Source organism: Halalkaliarchaeum sp. AArc-GB (genome assembly GCF_031432225.1).
Classification (GTDB): Archaea; Halobacteriota; Halobacteria; order Halobacteriales; family Haloferacaceae; genus Halalkaliarchaeum.
The window spans coordinates 358104-381028 of sequence record NZ_JAVKGM010000001.1 but is presented as its reverse complement, the minus strand read 5'-3'; the positions used below and the strand labels follow the sequence as shown (position 1 = coordinate 381028).

Sequence of the window (22925 nt, the reverse complement as noted above, 5' to 3'; positions counted from 1 at the left end):
GGGGGACCGATTCCGAATGGATCTCAAACGCGCGCTTTCGGTGACGCTGCAGCTCGCGCTCGCGGCCGTCGTCATTGCGCTCGTCGTCGGACAGTTTCTCGGCCAGCCGATCCTGTTGAGCTTCGTCGAGACCGGCAGTATGGAACCGACGCTCGATCCGGGAGACGGGTTCGTCGCGGTTCCGGCGGAGCTGTCCGGCGAGATCCAGCAGGGTGACGTGATCGTCTTCCATGCCGAGGAGATCCAGGGCGGCGGGCTCACCACCCACCGCGTCGTCGAGGTGACCGAGCAGGGCTACATAACCCGCGGGGACGCCAACCCGTTCACCGATCAGGATGGCGACGAACCCGTCGTGCGTGACGCACAGGTGGTCGCGACGGCGCTGCAGGTGGGCGGATCGGTCGTCGCCATCCCGCATCTGGGGACGGCGGTGATGGGGCTGCAGGCGGGGCTCGAGACGATCCAGCGCCAGCTGGCGGCGGCGCTCGGGACGCGGGCGTTGCTCGGACCACAGGGGATCGCGTACGTGCTCTTTGCGCTTTCGGTCCTGGCCTACGCGGCCGACTACCTCCTGTTCGGCTCGGCGGGAAAACAGCGACTCCGAGAGCGCACCCGGAACACCGGCACGTCCGCCCGGACCCTGCTTCTCGTGCTCGCGCTCGTGCTCGTGATCACCGCCACCGCGGCGATGGTCGTTCCGGCCGGAACCGAACAGTTCACGGTCGTCTCCGCGGAGTTCGAGTCCGACAACCCCACCGTCATAGAGCGGGGTACCGCAGAGGAGCTCCCGTATCTCGTTCCCAACGCCGGGCTGGTGCCGGTCCACGTCTACCTCGAACCCGCAAGCGAGGGGGTGGCCGTCGAGCCGGAGCACACCTACGTCGGCTCCCGGTCCGAGACCACCGCGACGCTTACGCTGTCTGCACCCGATGAGACCGGTGCATACCGTCGGTTCGTCACCGAGCGACGCTATCTCGCTGTGCTGCCTGCTCCAGTGATCGACGAGCTGTACCGGATCCACCCCTGGCTCCCGATCGTCGCCATAAACACCGTCCTCGCCGGCGGGATTTACGGCCTCGGTCGGTTTCTGCTGGGGACCGGACGGATCCGCGATCGGAATCGAACACACCGGGGGCGGCGCTTGCGGCGGCTGATCCGGTCGCTGTACGAATGAATGTCACACCGAGGGCCGCCGTTTTCTGCAGCTCCCGCGCCTGGGACAGCACGCTCTGGGACACCACGCTTACTATCCGTCCACCCGCAACGCCGTGTATGCGCGGACTATCCGAAATAGAGACAGTCGGCGTCGTCGGCGCCGGAACGATGGGTAGCGGGATCGCCCAGGCCGCAGCGACCGCCGGCTACGACGTCGTGATGCGGGACGTGAAAGCCGAGTACCTCCAGGATGGACTCGACCGGATCGACTCGAGTCTCGAACGTCTCGCGGAGAAGGATCGCCTCGACGCCTCGCCCGCGGAAATCACCTCGCGAATCACCGGCGTAACTGACCTCGAGGAACTATCCGGGGCCGACGTTGTCATCGAAGCGGTACTCGAGGATCTCGACGTCAAACACGAGGTGTTCGAAGCGCTCGACGAACAGCTTCCGAACGACGTCGTGCTCGCGACCAACACCTCGACGCTTTCGATCACCTCGATCGCGGCCGCCACCGAACGTCCGGAACTCGTCGTCGGACTCCACTTCATGAACCCGGTCCCGCTGATGGAGGGGGTCGAGGTCGTCGTCGGGGAACACACCGACGAGGAGGTCGTCTCGTTCGCTCACGGATTCGCCGAGGAACTGGGCAAAACGACCTGGGAGTCGGACGACAAACCCGGCTTCGTGACGAACCGGATCTTGATGCCGTGGATAAACGAAGGGATACGAGCGTACGACGAGGGCGTGGCGACGAAAGAGGACATCGACGCTGGGATGAAACTCGGGACGAACGTCCCGATGGGGCCACTGGAGCTCGCAGATCACATCGGGCTCGACATCTGTCTCCACGCCAGCGAAACGCTTCACGAGGAGCTCGGAGACAGGTATCAGCCGGCGTATCTGCTCAAGCGAAAAGTCGAAGCCGGCGACCTCGGAAAGAAAACCGGACGAGGGTTTTACGAGTACTGAGCCGGCGTTCTCTCGTCCCGTTCGAGAGGTCCTCGGGGAGGGTGATCGGAATGATTGGACGTTCGGAAACGCCCGGATATAAGCTGTTGGCGAACTACCCTTCGGACATGAACCTCCGTCGACTCGCGAGCTACGGTGCACTCGCCGCGGGAACCCTCGCGGCTATGAACCGGGGGCTCCGCCGAACGGAACCGCTCGACCAGCCACTCCCCGGGGAACAGCGGAGCTACCGCTGGCGCGGCATGGAGATCGCACACACCCTCGCCGGTGATCCCGCCGATCCGACGCTGGTGCTGATTCACGGAACGAGCGCCGTCGCGACGAGCGGCGAGTGGCGGGAGGTGTTCGATCGTCTCGCCGAGGAGTACCACGTGGTCGCGCCGGACCTCCCGGGGTACGGCTGCTCGGACCGTCCGGCGATCGACTACTCGCCGGAGCTGTACGTCGACTTTATCCACGAGTTCCTCGAACCGTACGACGAGCCGGCGGTCCTGGCGTCGTCGCTTTCGGGCGCCTACGCCGTTGCCGCCGCCGAAGACGCCGACGTCTCCCGGCTGCTTTTGGTCTGTCCCTCCACCACTGGCGGTCCCGAACCGCCGAAAGCGTGGCTCCGGACACTGATCCGGACACCGGTCGTCGGAGAGGCGCTGTTTAACCTCTCGGTCTCGCGGCCGGCGATCCAGTACTTCAACGCCGACCACGGCTACTACGATCCCGCGAACCTCACCGACGAGTGGGTCGAGTACGAGTGGCAGACAGGACATCGACCGAACGCACGGTTCGCGCCGGGGGCGTTCCTCTCGGGGTATCTCAACATCGATGTCGACCTCGGCGCTGCGCTCTCTGAGCTGGACGTCTCCGCAACCGTGATCTGGGGCCGTGAAGCGGAAGTGTCGCCGCTGTCACGGGGCCGGGAGATTGCCGAGGCCGCCGACGCGAGGCTCGTCGTGTTCGACGACGCGAAACTCCTCCCGCACGTCGAGTATCCCGATCAGTTCGTCGACGAGATCACGAAATCGATGGACGTCCCGTGAGGTCCTGCGTTCGGTGACGGGCTGCTCTCGGGGGGATTCAAACCGGCCGGAACACGAGGAGCGGATCACCCGTCGTCTCGCGCTCCTCGACGGTCGGCTCGACGGTCGTTCCGGTCTCGACTTCCTCGAGGTCGATCCCCCGAACGACCCCCGTCAGTCGAACTGGGCCGAAGTCGACCACGGCGGTCGCGTACGGGGTGTCTTCGGCGAACTGGGGCGAGGCGACGTGGACGACGGTGACGGCCTCGATCTCGCCCGTCTCGGGGAGCGGTTTCTCCTCGAGGTCACTCGAACCGCTGTGCGGGCAGATGCGGCGCGGCGGCAGCGACCCATCGCCGCTCGGTGACTCGAGATAGTAGCCCTCGCCGTCACCGATCGCCGCGAGCCATTCGTCGAAGCCGGCGTCACCCGGCTCCTCGCCGCCGTCGGTCCGGAGGCGGTCGCTCCGGGTGCGGTCGCTCCGGTCGCTCATGCGACCACCTCCAGGACGTGAACCACTGCACTCGCGACCGTCCCGCCGGCGTTGTGGGTGATCCCGAGACTGGCGTCGTCGACGGCGTCGCTGTTCGGATGATCCCCCCGGAGCAGGCGGGTCATTTCCACCACCTGCGAGGCGCCGGTGGCGCCGACCGGGTGACCCTTCGCTTTCAACCCGCCCGAGAGGTTCACCGGCAGGTCGCCGCCGGCGGTCGTTTCCCCGCGGCGGGCGGCCCCGGCCGCGTGTCCCGGGTCATAGAGGCCCAGAGATTCCAGTGCCAGCACCTCTGCGATCGTAAAGCAGTCGTGCACCTCCGCGAGTTCGACGTCGTCGGCCTCGATTGCGGCGTCGGCGTACGCCATCTCCGCCGCCTGTTCGGTCGCGGGCGTCCACGCCAGCTCGTCGCGATCCTGGAGCGCGAGGTTGTCGGTTCCTTGTCCGCTGCCCACGATCCCGACGGGGACATCGAGATCGTTCGCCGCGGCGTAGTCGTCGGAAACGAGCACCAGCGCGGCGGCGCCGTCGGTGATCGGCGCACAGTCGAACAGGTGAAGCGGCTCCGCGACCGGCGGGGCGTCCATCGCCTTCTTGACCGGGACTTCCTGCTGGTACTGCGCGTATTCGTTCTCGACGGCGTTGCCGTGGTTCTTCGAGGCGACGGCTGCCAGGTCCTCCCGGCTGCCGCCGTGCGCGTCGAAGTACGCCGACGCCATCAGGGCGTACGCGCCCGGGAACGTCATTCCCGCGCGCACCTCGAAGAGGTCGTCGGCGGCGATGGCGAGTCCCTCGGTCGCGCCGGCGGTGCCGAGGTTCGTCATTCGTTCCATCCCGCCGACGAGTACGACGTCCGCCTCGCCGCTCCGGACGGTCTTTACGGCCTCCCTGACCGCCACGCCCGCGGAGGCACACGCCTCCTCGTACCTGGTGGCGGGGCAGTCGATCCCGGCGGCCTCGGCCATCAGTGGCGCCTGGTGGCCCTGATGCTCCGCCAGCGCGCCCATGAAGTTGCCGTAGTTGAGCTGTTCGACGTCCTCGCGGGGAACCGACGCGTCCTCGAAGGCGAGCTGGCTCGCCTCCGCGAACAGGTCCCGTCCGGTTCGCTCCGGGTGCTGTCCGAAGTGGGTCAATCCGACGCCGGCGACGCGAACTCCCGTCATCGCGATCGCCCCCTGCTGCGTCCCGTGTAGACGGGACGGAACCGCTGGGTTCCGCTGGCCACCGCTGTCGCATCACGTTTCGTCATACTCGTAGATATCGCAACGTCGCTCATATGTGTGCCGGAGTGTCGACCACTGTCTTCGCCATCACCCGATGTACCGGAGCTCGTCGTCCGGGATCCCGGAGCTTCCCTCTTGCATCTCTCTGATCTTGCCGACGACCTCTTCCATCTCCTCGGCCCGGTCTTCGAGCTGTTCGTATCCCAGTTCGAACTCCAGGGCGGCCTCAAGCACCTCCAGGACGGCGCGTGCGCTTTTCGGATCGACGAGGTAGCCGCTGGTTTCGCCCATCAGACACGTCGCTTCGATCCCCCGGCGTTTCCCGAGCCCGAGCAGGAGTCCGGAGACGCCGACGATACCGCCGGCAGGTTCGTCGGGGCGGAACTCGACACCTGCCGCCTCCAGTTCCTCCCGCAGCTCTCCGCCGGAGACGGCACCGAGCACCGTATACTCCTCGACGAGCTCCCCGGTCGGGACGCCCCCGAGTGCGAAGGCGCGTTCGCAGCCGAACTCCGCTGCGAGGTCGAGGAACGCGTCAGTGAGCCGGTAATGCCCCTCGTTCGAGGACGCCTGGTGGTCCCCGGTCAACACGAGCAGGTCGGCGCCCTCGGTTTCGATGGCGTGAAACTCCGCGCAGACGAGATCCGCGACGCCGTCCTCGTCGACGTTCACCTGCGGCGGGAAGTCCGTGGCGTATACCCGCCGTACGAGCTTGCTGTCACACTCCTCGAGGAGGTGTTCGGCCGCGAGCTTCCCGACGTGACCGACTCCCGGGAGCCCCTCGACGAGCACGGGCGCGTCGAGCTCTGTGTCGGCCACGCGTTCGATTTCGATGTCTTCCATAGGCGTCACTCGCGGGAGCACGCCCCTTGGGCGTGTCGGTCGAGTGGCCACTGCACGCAGTTGCCGGCGTGTCCCACATCGTCACGGACCCGATACGATTTTCCGAGTCCCCGCAGAAGATCCGTCTATGCTGACCCGACAGTACGTCCGGGAGAACCCGGACGCCGTCCGCGAGGCGCTCGCGGCCCGCGGCACCGAGGACGTCGACCTCGACCGGATCCTCGAGATCGATGCGGAGTGGCGCGAGCTGAAAGCAAAGGGGGACGACCTCCGACACCGGCGAAACGAAGTGTCCAGCCGGATCGGCGAGCTGAAAGCCGAGGGCAAAGAGGAGGAGGCTCAGGAAGCCATCGAGGAGTCCAGCGAACTCAAGGAGGAACTCTCCGACCTCGAGGAACGGGCCGACGAACTCGAGGCGGAGCTCGAACGGCGGCTGCTCGAAATTCCCCAGATCCCCCAGGAGTCGGTTCCGGTCGGCGAAGACGAGTCCGACAACGTCGAGCGCCGACGGGTTGGATTCGACGACCTGCGCGACGTCCCGGCCCAGGCGGTGCCGCACTACGAACTGGGCGAGCAACTGGAGATCCTCGACGAAGCGCGGGGTGCGAAGACGACCGGTTCCGGCTTCTACTTCCTGAAGGGCGACGGCGCCCGCCTCGAGCACGCGCTGATCCAGTTCATGATGGACGTCCATCGCGAACAGGGGTATCACGACATCTTCCCGCCGATCCCGGTCAAGAGCTCTTCGATGCGCGGGACGGGTCAGCTCCCGAAGTTCAACCACGACGCCTATCGCATCGGCGGCGACGAACACGCTGCCTACGACGACGACGACCTGTGGCTGTGTCCGACCGCAGAGGTACCGGTGACGAACATGCACCGCGAGGAGATTCTCCTCGACGAGGATCTCCCGCTGAAGTATCAGGCGTACACGCCGAACTTCCGGCGTGAAGCGGGCGAGCACGGCACCGAAACCCGGGGAATCGTCCGGGTCCACCAGTTCAATAAGGTCGAACTCGTCAACTTCGTCCGGCCCGAGAACAGCGACGACCGGCTGGAGGCGCTCATCGACGAGGCGTGTGCGGTGCTCGACCGTCTGGAGCTCCCGTACCGGACACTCGATCTGTGCACCGGGGACCTGACGTTCGCCTCAGCGAAGACCGTCGACGTCGAAGTGTGGGCGCCCGCCGACGACATGCCCGACGGGCCCGAGCAGGGCGGTCGGTGGCTCGAGGTGTCCAGCGCGTCGAACTTCGAGGCGTACCAGGCGCGACGGGCGGGCATCCGGTTCCGCCGGGAACATCACGAGTCGGCTGAGCATCTCCACACGCTCAACGCCTCCGGGACTGCGATCGGCCGGGTGATGGTGGCGATCCTCGAGTACTACCAAAACGAGGACGGAACCGTCGAGGTGCCGGAAGCACTCCGACCGTACATGGACGGGCAGGAACTGATCGAGGGTCACGACTCCGTCGGCGAGTCGGCGCTGGGTCGCGGCGACGGGAACTGATCGTGCAGGGGGATCCCGATGTCGTCGTGCTCCGGTACGGTCACCGTCCGGGCCGGGACGACCGCATGACGACGCACGTGGGGCTCACCGCGCGTGCGCTCGGTGCCGATCGTGTGCTCTTCCCGTCGAACGCGACCCAGTCGAAAGAGACCGTCGACACCGTCACCGATCGCTTCGGGGGTCCCTTCGTCGCCGAACTCCGCGACGACCAGAACGCGATCGTTCGCGACTGGGACGGGATCGTCGTCCACCTCACGATGTACGGCGAACCGATCCAGGAGGTCCAGGCCGAGATCAGGGACCGTCACCGACCCGAGACCGGAACGGCCGAAGGGGAGCCGATCTTGATCGTCGTCGGCGGCGAGAAGGTCCCGTTCGAATTGTACGAACGGGCCGACTTCAACGTCGGCGTGACGAACCAGCCCCATTCGGAGGTCGCGGGACTCGCCGTCTTTCTGGACCGACTGTTCGAGGGCCACGAACTCGACCGGGAGTGGGAGGACGCCGATCGACGGGTCGTCCCCCGGAAGACGGGCAAAGAAGTCGTTCCGGCCGAGGGGTCGGACGACGACGGCGACGACGGAGACGGCGCCAGCAACCGTTAAGGTCGCCAATCGCCCGAACTGGCTCCGGTACGTTTATTACTGAATATCGTGGCGTTCAATCCATGAGTGGACGACCCCTGGACGTACTCGAAGAGACCCTGCAGGCGACCGTGACGATCCAGCTCAAGGACGGGGCGATCTACCACGGCGTTCTCGCAGGCTACGACCAGCACATGAACCTCGTTCTCGAGTCCGTCGACGACGTCGAGGCGTTCGCCGACGAACCCGGAGAGGCGGTCCAAGACACAACCATTATACGCGGCGACAACGTCGTGACGATAAGCACATGACCGGCGCAGGGACCCCCAGCCAGGGCAAGAAGAACAAGACGACACACGTCAAATGTCGACGCTGTGGCGAGAAATCCTACCACGTGAAAAAGAAGGTGTGCAGTTCGTGCGGCTTCGGCAAGTCCGCAAAACGGCGCGGCTACGAGTGGCAGTCGAAGGCCGGCGAGTGAGCGCGTTCTCCTTATAAGCGGTCGTACTCGTCTCTGAAGGTAACAAGCGTCGCTGCAAACACGGCGATGACGATCGGGCCGACGAACAGGCCCGTGAATCCAAGCGTGAACACGCCGCCGAACACCCCGATCAGTATCACCGCGGGGTTCAATCGCGCCTGCTGATCGATGACGATCGGCCGCGCGTAGTTGTCGATCATGCTCACCACGAACACGCCGTACAGCGCGAGCAACATCCCCGTCGCGGGGTCGCCGATCAACACGAGATAGCCCGCCGCCGGGCCCCACACCATGAACGCGCCGATCAGCGGCAGCAACGCCAGCACGATCATCACCGTGGTCCAGAACACTGGCCTGGGCAGCCCTGCGAAGTAGAGACCGATCCCGCCAACGACCCCCTGGAGTACCGCCGCGAAGATGTGGCCGATCACGACACCCCACGTCGTCCGGTGGATCCGCTCGAACAGTGTTCGCGTCATCGGCGGCGAGAGGGGGATGATCGTGTGGAGCCACCCGACGAACTCCTCGCCGTCCCGGAGCACGTAGTAGACGATAAACAGCACGAGCGCGACGCCGAGCGCCCCGTGCAGGACGACTGTAAACACCTCCGAGACGCTGCCGAACAGCGCGTCGATCAGGTTGTCGCCCGTCTCGATGGCGGCTGCACGCAGGTCGATTTCCACGCCCGTGAGGTCCGTGATCCTCGCCTCTATCTCGCCGAGCTGGAGCCCGGTTTCCCCGCGGGCGAACGCCTGGAGGTCCCGGAGGAACACCAGGAAGATGTACAAAAGGGGAACCGCGCCGACCAGGAACGCACCGAGGATCAACAGGATCGGGGCCGCCTGTTCGCCCACGCGGGGTGCCAGTTGTCGCTGGAGCGGGTACAGCACGTAGCCGATGATCACCGCAGCGAGGATGTACTGGAGGAACGGCAACACCACGAGCAGCGTCGCCAGCGCCGAAAGGCCGATAAGGAGGACCAGGAACGCACGCTGGGTGTTCATACACCCCACTGCGTCGAGGTGATACTTAAAGCCGGGCCGAAATAACCGTCCTCCACCGGGGGTCTCCCGCCCGGATCCGACCGGCAGGCTGTCCTCACGCCTTGGGAAACGACAACACGTCTATCCGTGCTACGAACCTACAATTCATATGAGCGACACAGCGACCGTGCCGAACTACAGGCGTTTGTCCGACGCCGAGTTCCAGCGCAGGGTCGATCGCCTCCGCGAACGGTACCGGGAGTGTGATCTGTGCGCTCACGCCTGCGGTGTCGACCGAACGGCCGGGGAACGGGGCCGGTGTCGAGCCGACGACACGCCGGTCGTCTCCTCGGCGTTCCCGCACCGCGGAGAGGAAGCGCCACTTTCGGGACAGCGCGGAAGTGGGACGATATTCCTCTCGTGGTGTAACCTCCGGTGTGTGTTCTGCCAGAACTACGAGATCAGCCAGGAGGGGGTCGGCAGGCAGGTCACACCCGACGAGATCGCCGAGATGGCACTGTCGCTCCAGTCGAACGGCTGTCACAACGTCAACTTCGTCACGCCGACCCACTTCGCCCCGGACCTCGCGGAGGCGGTACTGATCGCCAGGAATCGGGGACTCGAAATCCCCATCGTCTGGAACTGTGGGGGCTACGAACGCGCCGAAACTGTCGAACTTCTCGAGGATATCGTTGACATCTACATGCCCGACGTGAAGTGGGCAGACGACGACGCTGCCGCGAGATACTCCGGGGCGCCCGACTACTGGGAGAACGCCCGCGCATCCCTGCGCGAGATGCACCGGCAGGTCGGGGAACTCAGGCTCGAAAACGGGCTCGCCGTCGAGGGGATGCTCGTGCGCCATCTCGTGATGCCGAACCACGTCGAAAGCTCGAAGCAGGTGCTGACGTTCATCGCCGAAGAACTCTCGCGGGAGACGTACGTCAACCTCATGTCGCAGTACCGGCCGGCATACCGCGCGAGCGAGCCGGGACAGTACGAAGAACTGAGTCGCGGTGTCCAATCCGAGGAGTACCGCGAGATCGTTTCACACGGCCGCGAGCTCGGGCTTTCCCGCCTCGAGGTCGACGAGCGTCTCCTCGGTGAGCGGTCGTGGCTGTGACGAGATAGCCGTTGCACCCCTGTTGGGCCGCGTGAGGCCCTATGTGATGGTCCCTGCTATGCGACCTGATTTCTGAGATCCTCGTTCCTGTCGTCGTGGATCCGTGCGACGTTGTCGGCGAGGATGTCGGCAACGCGGGAGAAGTATTCGGGCGTGTAGCCCGCGTTGTGCGGAGTGATGTGAACGTTTCCGAAGCTCCACAGGGGATGGTCTTCCGGGAGGGGTTCGGGATCGGTCACGTCGAGTGTAACCCCGCCGAGCCCGTTCACGCGGAGCCGCCGCACCAGCGCGTCGGTGTCGACGACCCCGCCGCGAGCGATGTTGATAAGGACCGCGTCGGTCGGCATCGTCCGGAGCGCCTCCTCGTCGATGAGGTTCTCCGTCGTCTCGGTGAGCGGACAGGCCAGCACGACGTAGTCGGACCGGGAGAGCGGCTCGTAAATCTCCTCGAACCCGTACACCTCCGCGGTCGGTCCGCCCTTTTCCGGGCTGTACCGGACGCCGAGCAGCTCGGCGCCGAACGGTTCGAGCCGCGTTGCGACCGCCTCGCCGATCGCACCCAGCCCGACGACCGTCACGGTGGAGCCGTGAATCTCCGTTGTGGGGAAACTCCGCCATTCACGGCGCTTCTGCTGTCGCCAGGCCTGCTTGAAGTCTCTGGCGTGGACGATCATCGAACCGATCACGTACTCGGCGATGTTCGGGCCGTGCACGCCGGAGCCATTGGTGACAGCGACGTCGCGTTCGCGGAACGCGTCCAGGTCCAGGTGTCCCGTCCCGGCGTACACGCACGCGAAAAGCTCCAGGTTCTGCGCCGCCTCCAGCTCAGCCGGCGAAAGCTGGAGACCGGTCGCGATCTCGGCGGTCGCGAGAAGTTCCTGTTCTTCTCCCGGGGTTCGCGCGAGCCGGACGTCCACGTCGGGGAGTCGTGTTCGCAGTTCCGCTGCGTACGTCTCTGCCGGGAGTCCGTGAACGTGCTGTCGCAACACCGCGATCTCGGTCATACGCCTCCGTTCGAGAAGTGTCTACAAGAATGTGTGTCCCCCGGCAGTCAGGACGCTGCCACCGACTTTCCTCACTTCCCCGCCCGGGCCGCCTCGAACGCCGACTCGAGATCCCGCTTCAGGTCGTCGATCGATTCGATCCCCACCGACACGCGGATGAGCCCGTCCGTGAGACCGGCGGCGAGACGTTCTTCTCTGGGGACCGCGGCGTGGGTCATCGCCGCCGGCTGTTCGATGAGGCTCTCGACGCCGCCCAGCGACTCTGCCAGCGTGAACACTTCCGTCTCGCTTACGACCGTCGAAGCCTCCGCCAGGCTCCCGTCGAATTCGAAGGAGAGCATACCGCCGAAGTCGTCCATCTGTTCGGCCGCGAGCTCGTGCTGGGGATGTGACTCCAGTCCGGGGTAGTACACCCGGTCGACGTCGGCGTGATCCTGCAGCCACTGTGCCAGTTCGCGGGCGTTCTCGCAGTGGCGGTCCATCCGCACGGGCAGCGTCTTCGTCCCACGCAACACGAGGAAGTCGTCGAACGGTCCGGGCGTCGCCCCGACCGCGTTCTGGTAGTAGCCGATCTCCTCGTCGAGGTCGGCGTCGTCGACGATCAGCGCGCCGCCCACGGTGTCGGAGTGTCCCCCGAGATACTTCGTCAGCGACTGGCAGACGATGTCGGCGCCGTGCTCCAGTGGACGCTGGAGGTACGGGGTCGCGAACGTGTTGTCGACCGCACACAGCGCGTCGTATTCGCCGGCAATCTCAGCGAGCGCGGCGATGTCGTTTACCCGCATCAGCGGGTTCGTCGGCGTCTCGACCCACACGAGTTCCGTCTCGTCGCACATTGCCTCGCGAACGGCGTCGTGGTCGGTCGTGTCCACGAACGTCGTCTCCACGTCGTACTGCTCGTAGGTACCCGTCAGGATGCGATGGGTGCCGCCGTAGACGTCGTCGCCGGCGACGACGTGATCTCCCGACGACAGCAGATTCAACACGGTGTTGATCGCGCCCATCCCCGAGGAGAAACACCGGGCGTGGCTTCCGTTTTCCAGGGACGCCAGGTTCGCCTCCAGGTCGGACCGGGTCGGGTTCCCGGTCCGGGAGTACTCGTAGCCGCGATGCTCGCCGGGGGCGTCCTGTTCGTACGTCGAGTTGGCGTAGATCGGCGTCATCAGCGCGCCCGTCTCCGCATCGGGCTCCTGTCCCGCGTGAATCGCGCGCGTTTCGATGGCGTACGGGCTGTCGATCGCAGACGGGGGAGTTCCGGTTCGTCCCGCGTTTGCCTCGTGAGGTTCGTCGCTCATGGGCTAGACGTACACGCGAGACGCCCTGATTCTTTCCGTTCCGGACGTCGTCTCCTGCCGTCGTGTTCTCCCCTGTCGGCTGCGAGGTGTTTTCGAAACGAAATCCATTTGAACCGGGCTGACTGACTAATCAGTCAATGAGGTTGGTCCCCGAGGTCGGTGGTGATTCGGGCGAATGACCGACGGGAGTCGGTCCGGTCCGGGCCGCGACCGGTCGGTGAACGTCACCGACGGTGCCCTGTTTCGGCCGCTGCTTTTGCTTTCGCTTCCGATCGTCGGGTCGCAGGTGCTCCAGGTGGCGTACAACGTCGCCGACACCTACTGGGTCGGCCGACTCGGTTCCGACGCTGTCGCTGCACTGTCGTACTCGTGGGCGGTCGTCTTTTTGATGGTCAGCATCGGCGGCGGACTCACCGTCGCCGGAACCGTGCTCATCGCCCAGCACAAAGGGGCGAAGGACTTCGCCCAGTCGCATCACGTCGCCGGCCAGACGCTGTCGTTCGTTACGGTCGTCGCGATCGTCTTCGGCGTTCTCGGCTGGATCTTTACGCCCGTGATGATGCAGTTGATCGGCGCAGATCCCGGCGGGGACGCGTACGTCTACGCCGTCGAGTACACCCGGATCATCTTCGCCGGCGTCGTGTTCATGTTCTGGTTTTTCATCTACGACGCGCTCTCGCGGGGATGGGGAGACACCAAAACGCCGCTGTATCTGATGGCGATATCGGTGACCATCAACGTCGTCCTCGACCCGTTTCTCATCCTCGGATTCGAGGGCAACCCGGTCTTCTCGTGGACCGGACTCGAGTCGCTCGGCGCGGCGTTGCTCGCCGAAACCGGCTTTGCGGGCTTCGGCGTCGCCGGCGCCGCGTACGCGACCGTCTTCTCTCGCGGGTTCGCGGCGTTTATCGGCCTGTACCTCCTGTTCAGCGGTCGGGTCGGGCTCCAGCCGGCGCTTTCGGACCTGATCTTGAAACTCGAGACCGTCCGTCGGATCCTCGACATCGGGGGGCCGACCGCCGTCGAACAGGGGGTCCGGGCGTTCGGTATCACCGTGCTCACCGCCGTGGTCGCGCTCGCTGGCACCGACGCGGTTGCGGCCTACGGGATCGCCACACGGCTCTCCTCGATCCTGTTTCTGCCGGCGCTCGGGCTCGCACGCGGGACCGAAACCGTCGTTGGACAGAACCTCGGCGCCTCGCAGGTCGCCCGCTCGAAGCGGGCCGTGACGTTGAGCGTCGGGATGGTCGTCGCCGTCTTCGTTGCGGTGGTCGCGCTCGCGTACCCGTTCGCGGAGGCGATCGCCGGCTTCTTCATCGACGAGACCACGCCGAACGCCGGCGAGGTGATCGCGATGAGCGCGGCGTTCATCACGATCGCCGGACCGTCGTACGTGTTCCTCGGCGCGTTCCAGATCCTCCTGGGTGCGTTCCGGGGTGCCGGATCCACCCGGGCCGCGATGGTGTTTTCGATCCAGGAGCTGTGGCTGTTCAGGATCCCGGTCGCGTACGTCCTGCTTTCGACGTTCGGAATGGGGATCACTGGCGTGTGGTACGCGTTCGTGGTCTCGTACGTCTGCTCGCTCGCGACGACGGCACTGTGGTTCTCGCGAGGGACCTGGACCTCGAACGTCGTCGACGATCGTCAATCAGTGCCGGCTCCCGCGAACGATTGAGCACCGATCATGGCTAACACCACTACACCCGACCCGTCGACGGCAGCCCGCGCCTCCGACCGGCGAATCATCGTGGCGGTCATCGTCTCGACGTTCTTCGTCGGCTTCGGCGGGGGCGTCGTCTTCCCGATCCTCCCGAACCTGGGGGCGGTGCTGGGGATCTCGGCGTTCATGGTGGGGGTAATCCTCTCGGCGAACCGGTTCGTCAGGCTCGTGGCGAACGCCCCCGCCGGCGCCTTCGTCGATCGCGTCGGGACGCGAAAGCCGTTCGTCGCCGGCCTCGTCATCGAAGGTATCGCCACCTTCGGGTACGTCGTCGCCCTGCTCGTTCCCGATCCCGCGCCGGGGGCGTCGATCATCGTCGCGTTCCTGCTCGCGCCGGAAACGTGGTTCATGGTTGCCAGGATCCTGTGGGGGTTCGGTAGCGCCCTGGTGTTTGCGACCGCCTACACCATCGCCGCGGACGTGAGCGACGCCGGGGACCGCGGGACCAACATGGGCGTCGTTCGTGCGGGGATCACCCTGGGATTCCCCGCGGGACTAGTGCTCGGAGGTGTCGTGAGTGCGCTGTACGGGAACGCAACGGCGTTCGTCGTCGCTGCCGTCTTTGCACTGCTCGCGTCGCTGATCGCGTATCTGATCGTTCCCGAGACCCACGTCGAGGGAGGAGGGTCGACATCGGTGAAGCCGTGGGACGTGGATCTGACCGTCCCCGCCGTCACCGTCGGCCTCGTCAACTTCGGACTGTATTTCGCGTACATCGGGGCGCTGTTCGCGACGCTCGTGCTGTTTCTCGGGGCGAACGACCTCGCAGTGTTCGGTCTCGACGCACAGGGAACGTCCGGCATTTTCATGGCGGGAACCGTGCTCGCCGCCGGCGCCATGACGATCGCCGGTGGACGTCTCAGCGACGTCTACGGTGCGAGAACTCCGGTTCTCGTCGGCTTTCTCGTCGTGGCCTTCGTCGGCTTCCTGTTGCTTGCCCGGGCGGGCTCGATCGTGGAACTCGCGCTCGCGTGTCTGTTCATCGGCGCCGGGCAAGGCGGAACGAGCAGCCCGCTGATGGCGCTTCTGGCGGATCTGACGCCAAACGAACGGATGGGACGGGCGACGGGAACGAACAACGTGTTCGGGGACATCGGAGGTGGACTCGGTCCGATGGTGTCGCTGCCGCTCGTCGAAATCGTCGGATTTGGTCCGGTGTACGCAGCGTGTGCGGTGATTCCGCTTCTGGCTGGTGGCGTACTGTTGCTCGGCGTCCGAACGGAGACCGGGACGTTCGTTCCTGGACGGCGCCCTACGGGACCGTGAGTCGAGCTCCGGTCGACTACTCCACGTACAGCGAATAGGTCACGACCGCGAATCCGATCGCGGTCAGGATGCTGTTGATCGCGATGCCGGCCTCGAGTTCCACCTTGAACAGGTGGTGCAACACGCCGGCGGACACCGCGCCGATCGTCACGATCGCAAAGCCGATCGAAAGCGCCCTGAGTGCGGGGTTCGCCGTCCGGTTGTACGCCTTGTACGCGAAGTAACTGATACTCCCGCCGAGAACGACGATGGCGGTTTGCGACACTACGAGTATTACGTCCCAGAGTATGGATTCCATCATGCTTCCTCTTGCACCTCCTTCCACAGTTCCGCGAGGCGTTCGTCCCGTCCGCGGTCCCTGGCTTCGATCTCGACCGTGAGGTCGCGGTTGTCGGTGAGCCGAACACGGACCTCCTCGAACGCGAGCGAGTATCTCGTCGTGTGCTGCCCGTCCCGTCGGATCTCTGTCGATTCCGATAGGAGGGCGGCGTCGGTCAATAGCTCCAGCTTTCGATACGTCGTCGAGAGCGGGATGTCACAGGCGTCCGAGAGCTCGCTTGCGGTCATCGGCTCCGCGAGTTCCTTAACGATCGCCTGTGCCGCATCGTCGGCCAGTGCGTCGAGAACAACCTCCGGGTCGGGCTTCGATTGGTTCTCCCGTCCCGACGCGTTCCGGACCATCTGTACCTTCGTTTGACACCCCGGGCGATAAGTTTGTCCGTCCGACCGTGCTAGTGTCGGTACCTTGCTGTGTCGGCACGTTGCTGTGTCGGTGTCTCGGAGGACGCCCCGATTTACAGCAGCCTTTTGTCGTTCTGCAACCAATAGAACACTACATGAATACCATCGATAGACGGGAGTTCCTTCGCACTGCCGGCACTGCTGCTCTGGCGGTATCTCTCGCGGGCTGTGCAGGTAACGGCGACGACGACACAGCCTACGTCGACGAGGAACCGGACTACGGGGAGTTCCTGAACGACGTGCCGAACTACGATCGAACGATCGATTTTACGGATCGCGAAGAGGTACGCATCGGTGTCGGCGCGGGCGACGGACTTCAGTTCGAGCCGCCCGCCGTCCAAATTTCGACCGGTACCCGCGTGGTCTGGGAGTGGACCGGTCAGGGTGGTGACCACAACGTCGTCGAGGAGGACGGCGCGTTCGAGTCCGAAACCACCGCCGCCGCCGGCCACGAGTTCGACCACACCTTCGAGGATACCGGAACGTATCTGTACGTCTGTACGCCCCACGAAGCGGTCGGTATGAAGGGCGCAATCTCTGTTGTGTAGTCTCTTCGGAGCTATATCTGTTGTGTAGCCACGCCTCGATCACTCGACTCGATGGGGACCGCCTCCGAAATCTATTTTAGTGCGCAATATATACAATACTATGTCGGCACTCGTGCCTCCGATCCCTTCCAATCCCGTTCCCCTTCCGGCACGGAGGATGCCGACAGCGCTTTCGGCGTCTTTTCGACGCCGTCTGCTCCCCACTCCTTCCCCTTCGTTTTGTGAACTTGAGCACCGGCAGTCATCGATAGCTCCTTTGTATTCCACGTGGATACTCGAGGCGTGACCCGTCGATCGAGTGGTTTCTCTCTCTCGGCGACCGACTCGCGACAGTCGGCCCGTCGATGGCGCTGGCTGCTGTGGGGACTGATCGCGGCGACGTTCCTGCTCGTGAACGTCTATCGACTGTCGACTGCCGTGATCGCGGACGCGTTGATGGGTGCGCTGGGCACCACCGGCGCACAGTTGGGGACGCTTCACGCCGTGTTCTTCTTCGTCTACGCGGTGATGCAGATCCCGACCGGCGTGCTCGTCGACCGGGTCGGGCCGCGGCTCACCGCGGCCGCTGGGGCGGCCGTGATGAACGTCGGCGCGATCTGGTTCGCGCTGGCGTCTACCTACGGACCTGCGATGGGGGCGCGACTGTTGATCGGGCTCGGAGGCAGCGTCATCTTCGTGTCGATGCTCCGGTTCAGCGCGAACTGGTTTCGCCCTGAGGAGTTCGGGACGATGAACGGGCTTTCGTTTGCCGTCGGCGGCGTCGGGGGTATTCTCGCGACGACGCCGTTTGCACTGCTCGTCGGTGCTGCCGGCTGGCGGACGTCGTTTCTCGGACTGGCGGTCGTCGGACTGGGGCTGTCGGTTGCGACGCTGTTGTTCGTTCGTGACTCGCCCGAACGGGCGGGGTTTCCGTCGATCGAGGGGATACAAGAACGTCCCAGGATCACTCTCGAGGAAGCGCGGACGTTCGTTGCGGCAGTCCTGCGTGACCCCTGGACCTGGGTGGTCAGCGTGTTGCTTTTCGTCACCGGCGGGATCAACCTCACGCTGTTCGGTCTCTGGGGGATCCCGTATGTGGTGCAGCTGTACGACACGTCAGTGACGGTCGCGTCCACGGTCACCTTGCTAGGCGGGGTCGGCATCGTCGTCGGCCCCCCGGTGATCGGCCGACTCTCCGATCGGATCGGTCACCGAACGGAACTCGTTGTGGCCGGCACTGTCGTCTACACTGCGACGCTTGCGGTGATCGCCCTGCTCGGTACCCCGCCCCTGTTCGTCGTCGGGATCGCGTTCTTCGTCGCCGGGGCCTTGCTGGGCGCGTTCGTGCTCACGTATCCGATGATCAAACGCCGTCACGAAGACCGGGCCAGTGGCATCTCACTGGGAACCATAAACGGAGCGTCCTTCTTCGGCGCCGCGGCGTTCCCGACGCTCATGGGCGTCGTACTCGACACCTACTGGACCGGCGAAATCGCGGGCGGTGTCCGGGTGTACACCGTCACCGGCTACCGTATCGCGTTCGCGATCGCGGCAGCCGCGAGTCTGGCGACGGTCGGGTGTGCACTGTGGCTCCATCGTCACGCTCCCGAGCGAGTGTGAAGAGTGGGTTCCAGAGAGGTGGGCCCGTATGCGAACCGCTTTGGTGCTGGCGACGGGCCGGTGACCATGGACGACTTCGACGACGCCGACGCGTCCTGGATCGGTCGCACGTTCACGAGCGACGCGGGCTGGCAGCTTTTGGAGGAGCTCGTGGCGATCCCTGATCGGATGGCGGGCACCTCCGGGGAACGCGAGGCGCTTGCACGCACCCGCGACGCACTCGAGGCCGTCGGCGCCCGCGACGCTCGGATCGAGCCGTTCGACGTCCAGGGGTGGACACGTGGCGACAGCCGACTTCTCGCCGACGACGGGGAGGTTCCTCCGCGGCGGGACCAGATTGCACTCCCTCGGAGCCCTGCGGGATCGGCGACGGGTGAGCTCGTCGATCTCGACTACGGAGTTCCCTCTGACTTCGAGGAGCGCTCCGCAGAGATCGAAGACAGCGTCGTGATGGTGTCGACGACGGTTCCCGACGACTACGATCGGTTCATCCACCGCCGGGAGAAGTACTACTACGCCGTCGAACACGGAGCGTCCGCCTTCCTGTTCGCCAATCACGTCGAGGGCGGACTCCCGCCGACGGGGAGCGTCGGCAGCGACGAGAGTCCGATCGGGGAGATCCCTGCGATGGGCGTCTCGAAGGAGCTCGGCGCTCGCCTCTCCCGCGAACGGGTCGGCGAGTCGATCACTGTCGAGGTCGACGCTGAGATCGCCCCCGCAGAGAGTGGCAACGTCGTCGCCGAGCTCGGGCCCGAAACCGACGAGGAAGTGGTGGTCTCCTCGCACGTCGACGCCCACGACATCGCCGACGGGGCGATGGACAACGGTGCCGGCACGGCGACGGTCGTGGAGATCGCCCGTGCGCTTGCAGAACGCGTGGACGAACTCGACACCAGGGTCAGGTTCCGCTGTTTCGGCGCCGAGGAAGTGGGGCTCGTCGGATCGAGTCTGACGGCAGACCGGGTCGACCTCGACGCGATCCGGGCGATCGTCAACGTCGACAGCAACGTCGCCGCCCGGACGTTGAAACTGGACTACCACGGCTTCGACGAACTGGAGGCGGCCGCACAGACGGTCGCAGAACGGTTCGACCATCCGGTTCGGCTCAGCGACTCTCCAGTCCCTCACAGTGATCACTGGCCGTTCGTCAGGGAAGGCGTTCCCGGATACATGGTCTCGGGCGCGACCGAGGGGCGCGATCGGGGCTGGGGACACACTCACGCCGACACCCTCGAGAAGCTCGAGCCGCGGAACCTCCGCGAACAGGCGATCCTGTTGACCGAACTGACCGTCGAACTTGCCGACGAAACGACGGAACCCGCCCGGCGGGACCCCGCCGAGATCGCGGCAGATCTGGAGGCGGAGGGTGCCGCGGAGGGGATGAAAGTCACCGGAGACTGGCCGTTCGAGGAGTGATCCCTGGGTCGGATTATCCTCCGCGAGTCGAACCTGACACGCGAGTCGAACTGACACGCGAGTCGAACTGACGCCCGAGCCAATCGAATGCGTGTGGGTTTTTCTTCCCCGAACACTGACCTGCGTGTATGCAGCAACGGGAGGGCCGTCGATGAACGTCGCGATCGTCGGTGACGACGCGATCACCGGCCAGCTCGCAGATGTGGTCGCACGACGTGGCGGATCCGTCGTTTCGGCTCCGGACGCCGACACGATCGTCGCGATCGGCAAGCCTGCACTGTTCGAACTCGTCGGTGGCGGTCTCGAGGTTCCCGTGCTTCCGATCGCGGCCGGAGAGGGGAAGCACGTCGTTTCCAAACCCGACGCCTCCGACGCACTCGCGGCCGTCATCGAGGGGGAGGCGCGGCGGACCGAACACTACCAGCTCGGCGTCTCGACCGACGGTACGCAGGTTGCAACCGCGCTGTACGACCTCACGCTGGTGACGGAGGAACCCGCCCGCATCTCCGAGTACGCCGTCGTCGGCGACGGGGACGCTCTCGGAACCGTGCGCTCGGACGGGATCGTGGCGGCGACACCCGCAGGGAGCGCCGGTTACGCCCGGTCGGCCGGGGGGCCCGTACTCTCCCCCGGATCTGGCCTTTCGGTCGTCCCGATCTCGCCGTTCACTACCCATCCCGAGGCGTGGGTCGTCGCCGAGGAGGTGTGCGTGACCGTCACCCGGGACGACGACGTGTCGGTAGTCGCGGACGGGAAAGAGGTTTGCAGTGTCGGCCGCGACGAGTCGGTCGCGGTAACACGGACGGATCCGGTTACCTTGTTGCGCTTTTGAGCTTTCTGTTTGCATCCGGTGTCGCGTCCGTGTCGAGTGTCCCCCGTGCAGAACTGCCGATTGGAAAAACTCTAATGAGTCGTCCCCTCACAGGGTGGTATGGATCCGCTCCAGTTCATCGTCCCCCTCGGCTGGGTGGACGCGATCGGCGAGTACCTGCCGTTTGCGATCTTCACACTGGTCGTGGTGAACGCCATCACCCGCCATCAGGCGCACAGATCGCACAAGCGAAGCGCGGACGACGGCGACGAGAACGTCACCCGGTATCTCCCACACACTGTCGCGAACGTCGCGCTCGTCGTTCTCGGTCTACTGTACGTGATTTATCACACTCACGGCGGGCTGATCATGACGGCGCTGCTGTTGACTATGTTCGTCGCCGACATCTTCGAGTTCGAAGCGCGCCAGGTCGAAGCCCGAAACGGGATGACGATCGAGCGCCCCAAGTCGGCGCTTACCGCCTGGGGCCTGGCGTTCCTGTACGCGGCGTATCAGGCGTTCTTCGAGTTCGTCGCGCCGTTCTGGGAACTCGTCGTGTAATCTGTAGTCGTACTGCAGAACCGTTTTCGCAGCCGTTCTGGCTCAGTTTGCGGACTCGCGCTCTTCTAGGGCTCGCCGGAGTTCACGTGCGGCGGGGATCCCGACCCAGAAGGTGAGCGTCCCCAGGATCGTCACCCACAGGAACACCTCCGCGCCCAGGATTCCCAGGACGTCGAAGAAGTTGTTCGGCTCGGACGGCGCCGCGATCAGCTGTCGTGTGGTGTCGAACGTCGGGGTCTGATACCAGCCGGCGAACGTCATCCACGCGAGCCCGCCGACGGTGAAAAAGGCGAGCCCCTTTATGAACTCGTCAGCCATTATCAGTCCCTTCGGGGGAATCCTCTTGAGACTTTCCCATGTCGGGAGCCCGAAATCGGGTCCCGAGCACGTACACTCCCGCGCCCAGCGCCATCACGGCCAGTCCCGTCCCCGCAAGCAGCGCGTCGAGCGTCCCGGCGGCGACGTCGACCCCGACCAGCGCGAACAGCCCGGCTGCCAGGCGCCGAAGCACGCCGACCTGCAGCGTCGCCGCATCCAAAAGGAGAAACCCGAGCACGACTGCGATGACTGCAAGGAGGGTCGAGAACACCGTCACCGTCTTGTACAGTCGCAACGGGACGATCACCTCCCGACGCCCGCGGGCGTCAGTACGGACGTAATCATCTCGGACCGTGGCGTGATCGTCGAGAGCCGGGACGCGGTCGTCACCGGACGAGGAACGTTTGCCGGTCTCGGTCTCGGGGATCCCGTCGTCGCTCATACTGACACCGACGGCGGGAACGAAAAGGAACCTTTCGCTATTTCGGCGGACGAAGCCGGTAGTACCGCCGGTTGAGGTCGTACATGTATCCCTCCCGCATCGTTTTCAACACCGCGTAGGTGAGGATGCCGGCGATCACCGGCAGCAGGAACGTCAGATCGAAGATGACGTTGAGGTCCAGCGGGACGAGGTTCTGGATCGCAAGCACGCCGAGGGTGATCGAGAACACGACGCCGCCGACGCCGACCGCCGCCCAGAACGGCTGTTCGACCGGACGTCGGGCGCTTCCCTTGTTGAGGAACGGAACCAGCGCGATCGCGCCCACGACGACCCCGTTCGCCAGGACGCCGTACATCTCGTCGCCCATGATCTTCTGATCGCCCAGGATCGCCAGTTCGGGGTTGATCGGATCGAGGTGCAACAGCCCGAACGACCAGTAGAGATACCAGTCGGGGAGAATGATCGCCGGCGTACTCGAGGGGTCTGCCGGATCGCCGAAGTGCGGCGGCGCGACCGCGGACACCAGGATGATCATTCCGACGAAGAAGCTAGTGATCGCGAGGTTCCGAATGATCTCGTGGGGCCAGGTCGGGAACGCGAGCACGTCGCGTTCGACGTAGTCGGACTCCTGTCGGAGATCCTGATCCTCGCGTCGCGCACGCTCGAAGTATTCGTAGGTGAGCCGCGAGAGTCCCTGCGTGCGCTCCTTGCGCTCGCGCCAGGTGGGCGTCTCGTCGTCCGGCGGAACCGTCGCAGGCGGCCCGCCGTCGGTTCGTAATTGCTCGTCGGTTCGTCCGTCGGAGGTGGATTCGTTCCCTGTCATA

27 protein-coding genes are annotated in these 22925 nt (G+C 65.2%); 15 read left to right on the top strand and 12 right to left on the bottom strand.

What is annotated here, in order from left to right:
• Positions 1 to 16: 16 nt before the first annotated feature.
• The 3 genes from RH858_RS02010 to RH858_RS02000 all read left to right on the top strand — a co-directional run bounded on the left by RH858_RS02010 (position 17) and on the right by RH858_RS02000 (position 3161).
• On the top strand, positions 17 to 1174 hold the full coding sequence (locus RH858_RS02010) for a signal peptidase I (RefSeq protein WP_259533576.1): 1158 nt from the start codon (positions 17 to 19) through the stop codon (positions 1172 to 1174).
• 98 nt (positions 1175 to 1272) lie between these two features.
• Positions 1273 to 2127, top strand: coding sequence for a 3-hydroxyacyl-CoA dehydrogenase NAD-binding domain-containing protein (locus tag RH858_RS02005; protein WP_259533575.1), 855 nt, complete (start codon positions 1273 to 1275; stop codon positions 2125 to 2127).
• A 107-nt stretch (positions 2128 to 2234) separates the two neighbouring features.
• Positions 2235 to 3161 carry an alpha/beta hydrolase gene (locus RH858_RS02000; RefSeq protein ID WP_259533574.1) on the top strand — a complete coding sequence of 309 codons (927 nt, stop codon included), beginning with the start codon at positions 2235 to 2237 and terminating at the stop codon, positions 3159 to 3161.
• A 37-nt stretch (positions 3162 to 3198) separates the two neighbouring features.
• Here RH858_RS02000 and RH858_RS01995 read toward each other — a convergent pair whose 3' ends face one another.
• The 3 genes from RH858_RS01995 to RH858_RS01985 form a co-directional block, all read right to left on the bottom strand.
• Positions 3199 to 3633 carry an OB-fold domain-containing protein gene (locus tag RH858_RS01995; RefSeq protein ID WP_259533573.1) on the bottom strand — a complete coding sequence of 145 codons (435 nt, stop codon included), beginning with the start codon at positions 3631 to 3633 and terminating at the stop codon, positions 3199 to 3201.
• Complete coding sequence (locus tag RH858_RS01990) at positions 3630 to 4796, bottom strand: beta-ketoacyl synthase N-terminal-like domain-containing protein (protein ID WP_310561034.1); 1167 nt, start codon at positions 4794 to 4796, stop codon at positions 3630 to 3632. Before RH858_RS01990 ends, RH858_RS01995 begins: the two co-directional genes overlap by 4 nt.
• 147 nt (positions 4797 to 4943) lie before the next feature.
• A complete protein-coding gene (locus RH858_RS01985; RefSeq protein ID WP_310561033.1) occupies positions 4944 to 5699 on the bottom strand; it encodes a proteasome assembly chaperone family protein in 756 nt (251 codons plus the stop codon).
• 127 nt (positions 5700 to 5826) lie between these two features.
• Here RH858_RS01985 and serS point away from each other — a divergent pair, with 127 nt between their 5' ends.
• The 4 genes from serS to RH858_RS01965 all read left to right on the top strand — a co-directional run bounded on the left by serS (position 5827) and on the right by RH858_RS01965 (position 8274).
• On the top strand, positions 5827 to 7209 hold the full coding sequence (serS, locus tag RH858_RS01980; protein ID WP_259533570.1) for a serine--tRNA ligase: 1383 nt from the start codon (positions 5827 to 5829) through the stop codon (positions 7207 to 7209).
• A gap of 2 nt (positions 7210 to 7211) precedes the next feature.
• Positions 7212 to 7814 carry a tRNA (cytidine(56)-2'-O)-methyltransferase gene (locus RH858_RS01975; RefSeq protein ID WP_259533569.1) on the top strand — a complete coding sequence of 201 codons (603 nt, stop codon included), beginning with the start codon at positions 7212 to 7214 and terminating at the stop codon, positions 7812 to 7814.
• Positions 7815 to 7876: 62 nt separating this feature from the next.
• The gene (locus tag RH858_RS01970; protein ID WP_259533567.1) at positions 7877 to 8104 is read left to right on the top strand and encodes an LSM domain-containing protein; all 228 of its coding nucleotides are present in this window, start codon (positions 7877 to 7879) and stop codon (positions 8102 to 8104) included.
• Positions 8101 to 8274: a 50S ribosomal protein L37e gene (locus tag RH858_RS01965; RefSeq protein ID WP_259533566.1), complete on the top strand. Its 174-nt coding sequence runs from the start codon at positions 8101 to 8103 to the stop codon at positions 8272 to 8274. Before RH858_RS01970 ends, RH858_RS01965 begins: the two co-directional genes overlap by 4 nt.
• Positions 8275 to 8285: 11 nt before the next feature.
• Here the strand turns inward: RH858_RS01965 and RH858_RS01960 are convergent, their stop codons facing one another.
• On the bottom strand, positions 8286 to 9278 hold the full coding sequence (locus RH858_RS01960; RefSeq protein ID WP_259533565.1) for an AI-2E family transporter: 993 nt from the start codon (positions 9276 to 9278) through the stop codon (positions 8286 to 8288).
• A gap of 148 nt (positions 9279 to 9426) precedes the next feature.
• Here RH858_RS01960 and RH858_RS01955 point away from each other — a divergent pair, with 148 nt between their 5' ends.
• Complete coding sequence (locus RH858_RS01955; protein ID WP_259533564.1) at positions 9427 to 10380, top strand: radical SAM protein; 954 nt, start codon at positions 9427 to 9429, stop codon at positions 10378 to 10380.
• A 56-nt stretch (positions 10381 to 10436) separates the two neighbouring features.
• On the opposite strand, the gene RH858_RS01950 is transcribed toward RH858_RS01955, so the two are convergent.
• Both RH858_RS01950 and RH858_RS01945 read right to left on the bottom strand, forming a co-directional pair.
• Positions 10437 to 11384 carry a D-2-hydroxyacid dehydrogenase gene (locus RH858_RS01950; protein WP_259533563.1) on the bottom strand — a complete coding sequence of 316 codons (948 nt, stop codon included), beginning with the start codon at positions 11382 to 11384 and terminating at the stop codon, positions 10437 to 10439.
• A gap of 71 nt (positions 11385 to 11455) precedes the next feature.
• Positions 11456 to 12679: a cystathionine gamma-synthase gene (locus RH858_RS01945; protein WP_259533560.1), complete on the bottom strand. Its 1224-nt coding sequence runs from the start codon at positions 12677 to 12679 to the stop codon at positions 11456 to 11458.
• Positions 12680 to 12854: 175 nt separating this feature from the next.
• Here RH858_RS01945 and RH858_RS01940 point away from each other — a divergent pair, with 175 nt between their 5' ends.
• Together RH858_RS01940 and RH858_RS01935 are read left to right on the top strand one after the other, a co-directional pair.
• Positions 12855 to 14354 carry an MATE family efflux transporter gene (locus RH858_RS01940; RefSeq protein ID WP_259533559.1) on the top strand — a complete coding sequence of 500 codons (1500 nt, stop codon included), beginning with the start codon at positions 12855 to 12857 and terminating at the stop codon, positions 14352 to 14354.
• Positions 14355 to 14363: 9 nt separating this feature from the next.
• On the top strand, positions 14364 to 15665 hold the full coding sequence (locus RH858_RS01935) for an MFS transporter (RefSeq protein ID WP_259533558.1): 1302 nt from the start codon (positions 14364 to 14366) through the stop codon (positions 15663 to 15665).
• A gap of 16 nt (positions 15666 to 15681) precedes the next feature.
• On the opposite strand, the gene RH858_RS01930 is transcribed toward RH858_RS01935, so the two are convergent.
• Entirely contained in the window at positions 15682 to 15963 is a 282-nt protein-coding gene (locus tag RH858_RS01930; protein ID WP_259536428.1) for a hypothetical protein, read from the bottom strand.
• Positions 15963 to 16346 (bottom strand): helix-turn-helix domain-containing protein, encoded by a 384-nt coding sequence (locus RH858_RS01925; protein ID WP_259533557.1) that lies wholly within the window; start codon positions 16344 to 16346, stop codon positions 15963 to 15965. Before RH858_RS01925 ends, RH858_RS01930 begins: the two co-directional genes overlap by 1 nt.
• 155 nt (positions 16347 to 16501) lie before the next feature.
• On the opposite strand from RH858_RS01925, the gene RH858_RS01920 reads away from it, so the two are divergent.
• Positions 16502 to 16954, top strand: a complete 453-nt coding sequence (locus RH858_RS01920) for a halocyanin domain-containing protein (RefSeq protein WP_259533556.1) — start codon at positions 16502 to 16504, stop codon at positions 16952 to 16954.
• A 98-nt stretch (positions 16955 to 17052) separates the two neighbouring features.
• Here the strand turns inward: RH858_RS01920 and RH858_RS01915 are convergent, their stop codons facing one another.
• Positions 17053 to 17199, bottom strand: a complete 147-nt coding sequence (locus RH858_RS01915) for a hypothetical protein (protein WP_310561032.1) — start codon at positions 17197 to 17199, stop codon at positions 17053 to 17055.
• A 37-nt stretch (positions 17200 to 17236) separates the two neighbouring features.
• Between RH858_RS01915 and RH858_RS01910 the strand changes: the two genes are divergently transcribed.
• From RH858_RS01910 to RH858_RS01895, 4 genes are all read left to right on the top strand, one after another.
• The gene (locus tag RH858_RS01910) at positions 17237 to 18553 is read left to right on the top strand and encodes an MFS transporter (protein WP_259533555.1); all 1317 of its coding nucleotides are present in this window, start codon (positions 17237 to 17239) and stop codon (positions 18551 to 18553) included.
• A gap of 66 nt (positions 18554 to 18619) precedes the next feature.
• Positions 18620 to 19969: a M28 family metallopeptidase gene (locus RH858_RS01905; RefSeq protein ID WP_259533553.1), complete on the top strand. Its 1350-nt coding sequence runs from the start codon at positions 18620 to 18622 to the stop codon at positions 19967 to 19969.
• A gap of 151 nt (positions 19970 to 20120) precedes the next feature.
• Complete coding sequence (locus RH858_RS01900; protein WP_259533552.1) at positions 20121 to 20801, top strand: NAD(+)/NADH kinase; 681 nt, start codon at positions 20121 to 20123, stop codon at positions 20799 to 20801.
• Between the two features lie 99 nt (positions 20802 to 20900).
• Positions 20901 to 21341, top strand: coding sequence for a hypothetical protein (locus tag RH858_RS01895; RefSeq protein WP_259533551.1), 441 nt, complete (start codon positions 20901 to 20903; stop codon positions 21339 to 21341).
• Positions 21342 to 21383: 42 nt separating this feature from the next.
• On the opposite strand, the gene RH858_RS01890 is transcribed toward RH858_RS01895, so the two are convergent.
• The 3 genes from RH858_RS01890 to RH858_RS01880 are packed head-to-tail and all read right to left on the bottom strand — an operon-like array spanning position 21384 to position 22924.
• Entirely contained in the window at positions 21384 to 21659 is a 276-nt protein-coding gene (locus RH858_RS01890) for a hypothetical protein (RefSeq protein WP_259533550.1), read from the bottom strand.
• Entirely contained in the window at positions 21652 to 22101 is a 450-nt protein-coding gene (locus RH858_RS01885; protein ID WP_259533549.1) for a hypothetical protein, read from the bottom strand. The genes RH858_RS01890 and RH858_RS01885 overlap by 8 nt, the downstream gene beginning before the upstream one ends.
• A 37-nt stretch (positions 22102 to 22138) precedes the next feature.
• Positions 22139 to 22924 (bottom strand): cytochrome bc complex cytochrome b subunit, encoded by a 786-nt coding sequence (locus tag RH858_RS01880; protein WP_259533548.1) that lies wholly within the window; start codon positions 22922 to 22924, stop codon positions 22139 to 22141.
• Position 22925: the final 1 nt, after the last annotated feature.